Source organism: Candidatus Protofrankia californiensis (assembly GCF_900634765.1).
In the GTDB taxonomy this organism is placed as follows: Bacteria; Actinomycetota; Actinomycetes; order Frankiales; family Frankiaceae; genus Protofrankia; species Protofrankia californiensis.
The window spans coordinates 1-3,736 of record NZ_CAAAFT010000124.1 but is presented as its reverse complement, the minus strand read 5'-3'; the positions used below and the strand labels follow the sequence as shown (position 1 = coordinate 3,736).

The 3,736-nt window shown below is 67.9% G+C and carries 6 protein-coding genes and 1 pseudogene; 2 read left to right on the top strand and 5 right to left on the bottom strand.

Annotation, left to right across the window (positions count from 1 at the left end):
- The 3 genes from DD1DGNOD_RS07425 to DD1DGNOD_RS07415 form a co-directional block, all read right to left on the bottom strand.
- A partial coding sequence (locus DD1DGNOD_RS07425; protein WP_241255530.1) for an ATP-binding cassette domain-containing protein occupies positions 1–1,100 on the bottom strand: 1,100 nt, incomplete at its 3' end.
- 102 nt (positions 1,101–1,202) lie between these two features.
- A complete protein-coding gene (locus DD1DGNOD_RS07420; protein WP_131766024.1) occupies positions 1,203–1,514 on the bottom strand; it encodes a MazF family transcriptional regulator in 312 nt (103 codons plus the stop codon).
- A complete protein-coding gene (locus DD1DGNOD_RS07415; RefSeq protein WP_131769742.1) occupies positions 1,511–1,771 on the bottom strand; it encodes a pilus assembly protein HicB in 261 nt (86 codons plus the stop codon). The genes DD1DGNOD_RS07420 and DD1DGNOD_RS07415 overlap by 4 nt, the downstream gene beginning before the upstream one ends.
- 103 nt (positions 1,772–1,874) lie before the next feature.
- On the opposite strand from DD1DGNOD_RS07415, the gene DD1DGNOD_RS07410 reads away from it, so the two are divergent.
- Positions 1,875–2,066, top strand: a complete 192-nt coding sequence (locus tag DD1DGNOD_RS07410) for a hypothetical protein (RefSeq protein ID WP_131766022.1) — start codon at positions 1,875–1,877, stop codon at positions 2,064–2,066.
- 249 nt (positions 2,067–2,315) lie between these two features.
- On the opposite strand, the gene DD1DGNOD_RS07405 is transcribed toward DD1DGNOD_RS07410, so the two are convergent.
- A complete protein-coding gene (locus DD1DGNOD_RS07405; RefSeq protein ID WP_131769741.1) occupies positions 2,316–2,693 on the bottom strand; it encodes a hypothetical protein in 378 nt (125 codons plus the stop codon).
- Positions 2,693–3,007: a hypothetical protein gene (locus tag DD1DGNOD_RS07400; RefSeq protein ID WP_131769740.1), complete on the bottom strand. Its 315-nt coding sequence runs from the start codon at positions 3,005–3,007 to the stop codon at positions 2,693–2,695. The genes DD1DGNOD_RS07405 and DD1DGNOD_RS07400 overlap by 1 nt, the downstream gene beginning before the upstream one ends.
- 186 nt (positions 3,008–3,193) lie before the next feature.
- Here DD1DGNOD_RS07400 and DD1DGNOD_RS07395 point away from each other — a divergent pair.
- Positions 3,194–3,628: pseudogene (locus DD1DGNOD_RS07395) on the top strand (site-specific integrase); the annotation flags it as partial.
- Positions 3,629–3,736: the final 108 nt, after the last annotated feature.

Genomic DNA, 3,736 nt, shown 5'->3' with positions numbered 1-3,736 from the left:
TCCGCGATGAGGAACGGCGCGTCCCGGTAGACCGCCCGCGCGCAGGCGATCCGCTGCCACTGACCACCGGACAGGTCGTGCCCCGAGTTGTACTGGCGGGCCAGGGACGTGTCATAGCCGTGCGGTAGCTTCTCGATCACCTCGGCCGCGCCGGTCGCCTGCGCGGCGGGTATGACACTGTCCGGTCCGTCCGCAGCCAGTCGGCTGATCCGGCCGACGGCGATGTTAAGCCTGGCCGACATCGGCCACTGCGTGTAGCTCTGCGGGATCAAGCCGATACCCGACCGGACGCTGTCCGGGTCGACCTCGGCGAGAACGGTGTCGTCCCAGCTCACCGTGCCGGAGTCCGGCTCGTACAGACCGGCGAGGATCTTCGCGAGCGTGGATTTGCCGCTGCCGTTGGCGCCCACGAACGCGACGACCTCGCCCTTGCGTAGCTCGACCGTGACCCCACGCAGCGCTGGCGTGTCCGTGTGAGGGCAGGTGTAGGTGACGTTGTCGGCCCTGATGACTGTCGGGTTGGTCGGCGCCGGGCGTTCCCGGGGCGCGGGCACCCGGCCAGTCGCTTCCTCGATCCAGGTCCGGTACTCGCCGAAGTAGAGGAAGTTCTCGTAGGCGTCGTTGAGGCTGTTCAGCGCCGAGGACAGGGCGCCCCGCCCGTTGCGGATCGCCAGCACCGCCGTGCCCGCGGCGGCGAGCGGCATGATGCCGGTGTCGAGCAGCACGATCAGCGTCCCGTAGACGGCGCCCAGCGCAAGCCCCGACACGGCCTCGCCGGTCAGCCGGTACACCGCCTGCCCGCGGCCGACACGCACCTGCTCGGCCTCGTGCTCGCGGGCCAGGGTGGTGTACTCGTCGAGCAGGAAGCGGCCGAGGCCGAACGACCGGATCTCCGCGGCGCAGTCACGTTCCGTCATATGGTACCGCAGCATGTACTGGCGCCTGACCTGGCGGATACGACCCAGCCAGGACGCGTGGGCGAGCCGGGCCGAACGCACCGACGCCCAGCCGTCCGGCACTATCGAGATCACCAACAGCGGCAGCAGGACGGGGTGCAGCACGCCGAGCACGCCGCCGGCGGCGGCGATCACCCCGTCCACGGCGGCAGGAAAGTCGGCCCGTCGTTGCCAGTCAGCGAACAGGTCGACGTCTTCGCTGGGGCATTCGAGGATGCCGTGCGCCGCGATCGCGTGGCCGCCGGTTCAGCGTTCGGGTGTAGCCAAGATCTTGAACAGCATGGTGTTGGCGTTGGTGAGCGTCTGAGTGTCGACCCGGCGCAGGCACTCGCCCAGGCCGGCCTTGGCCACGAACGTGACCAGGCCCATCACGGCCCACTGCCCCTCGCCGAGGTCGACGCAGAACCCCTCCTCGGTGGCGTGCTCCACGACCAAGGCAACCAGCACGGTCGGCTCATCGACGATCTCGTTGTAGACCGTGGAGCTGATGACCAGCACCGTCTGTGGCGCCGGCCCGGTGCCCGCAGTCCAGATCTCGCCGCGCCGCGGTGGTCTCACTCGGTGGCGCCCGCGAGGTTGGGCAGCCCCGCCGCCGCGAGAGCCCGCTGATTGGCCTCACCGAAAGCGAGGGCCGCACGGGCCGCCGCCGGGTTGGCCTGCACCCAGGCCCCGTGCGCGGCGCAGCGCCGGCGCATGTCCTCGGCATCGAGCAGGCCCTCGACCCAGGCGTTCATCGAGGTGTGCTCGGCCTCGGCGTACCGCTTGACCGCCTCGTAGGCTTTGTCCGAGAGTCGGAGTGTGATCGTGCGTGTCATGCGCGACATGCTAGCAAGATATGCTAGCAACGTCTGCCGGCAACGCGGACCGCATCGTCGGTGCCGAGGACACACTCCGGTCCGCCAGACGACGAACGCCTTGGTGGCGCTCGCCTTCTTCGATGACGTCGACCGCGGTGGGGGCGTGCTCACCCGGCTCAACAGGTTCGGACGCTGGGCCGGCGACACCTTCCAAGCCGTCCGCAAGGGTGCACACGGCCACCACGCCGGCGAGATGAAGCACCTCGTCGATGACACCGCGCGGCTCATCGAGAAGATCCGGGACTCGGCATGAACAGCGACATCCTGCTGCAGGAAGTCGACCGCACGCTCCACGGCGAGGTGCCCGGAACCAGCGGACCTGGCCACGCGCATGCGTCTGGATGCTCCGTCTGGCACTGGAAACCGCCATCAAAGAGCTATGGGACCGGACCCGACCAGAGATCACCAAGATCCCGACCTGCGCCCATTTTTCGTACTCCCGATGAATCGGGCAGCTACATCGGGTGTCCACCAAAGCGGGAACGGTCCAGCGCTGGCCGATCTATACGGCGATGAGATCAACATGTATCCCGGCAGCGTGCGCGAGCGCTCGAAGATCACCTGGATCGGAGGTGAGGATGTCGTCCCCATCCACGGCCAGGCACACCACGGTGGCGTCGATCACATCCGACTGGCCAGCACGGGCCAGCAACGTTCCCGCCCGACGTCCCAGACCGTCATCGATCGCCGTGACATCGACTCCGGCGAGCATGCGGGCGACGGTGGCTTGACGTCCGCGGCCACCGCGCCAGACCTGCGCGACCACGCCCCCGCTGGTGACCGGCGAGCGGCCCGCCAAGCGCTCCCGTTTGACCAGAGCCACCACGTCACGGTCGCCACGCTCGACCGCGAGAAACGCTCCGGCATCCAGCACGAGCATCAGGCGGCACCGAGACCGCGGCCGGACGGGCCGGAACCGCTCGCGTCCGGCTCGCCTCGCACCACGACCGCCCGGGCGCGGGCCCGCCGGGCGGCATCGCGCATCTCCTGCTCGGTGATCTCGCCATGCTCGGCCTCGTAACCGGCGAGGAAGTCGTCGAGAGCCCGCAGCCGACGATCATGATCCGCTTTCAGGCGCAGCGCCTCGTTCACCCAGGCACTCACGCTCTCCGCCTGCCCCTGCGCAACAGCCTCCTGCGCTACGGCCACCAACTCGGCGTCCACCGACGCCGAGAGCCGCTGCTTAACACTCATACAAACATGCTACATCTCTACCACGGACGTAGGAACCTGCCGGCAGACCTGCTCTACATGGCTGCATGCGGGGCAGGTCACCTCTTATTTTCGGACCAGGTCTGACAGCGTCCTCCGGCCTCTTGGCTACTCGTTTGGCTACTCGGGGAGCGCGAGCCAACGACCGTCGGCCCGACCAAGACTGCACGGTCCCGCCGGGTCCTGGCCATTCCCGCTCCCCTGCTCACGCTGCTGCGTGAACACAAGCGACGCCAGGACACCGAACGGCCACTTGCCGGGTCAAGATGGAAAGACGACCGGGTCGTGTTCGCCACCACCATCGGAAGCCCGGTCGAGCATCGCAACGACATCCGAGCCTTCAAGGCGCTGTGCGCGAAGGCGGGCCTCCGGCCGGTCCGGCTGCACGATCTCCGACACACAGCCGCGAGTCTCCTGCTCGCTCAGGGCCAACACCCACGGGTCGTGATGGAAGTCCTCGGGCACTCGCAGATCAGCGTCACCATGAACGTCTACAGCCACGTCATGCCGTCCCTGCTCCACGACGCGGCCGACGCGATGAGCCAGGCACTCTGGCGGGACGGAACGGAAGACGACGACCGAGACAAGCAGGAGACAGCCTGAACAAGCCAGAACCATACGATCGAGGTTTGGCTACCCGGCTGTCCAGCCGGACCAAGCTAGATCAGCAACAACGCTCTGACGCTGACCTGCTGTTTTGTGGGTGGAGCT

What these genes read in the sequence shown, in the direction of transcription:
- DD1DGNOD_RS07400 (WP_131769740.1), bottom strand. Translation starts at nt 3,007, where the DNA reads ATGAGTGTTAAGCAGCGGCTCTCGGCGTCGGTGGACGCCGAGTTGGTG.
- DD1DGNOD_RS07415 (WP_131769742.1), bottom strand. Translation starts at nt 1,771, where the DNA reads ATGACACGCACGATCACACTCCGACTCTCGGACAAAGCCTACGAGGCG.
- DD1DGNOD_RS07405 (WP_131769741.1), bottom strand. Translation starts at nt 2,693, where the DNA reads ATGCTCGTGCTGGATGCCGGAGCGTTTCTCGCGGTCGAGCGTGGCGAC.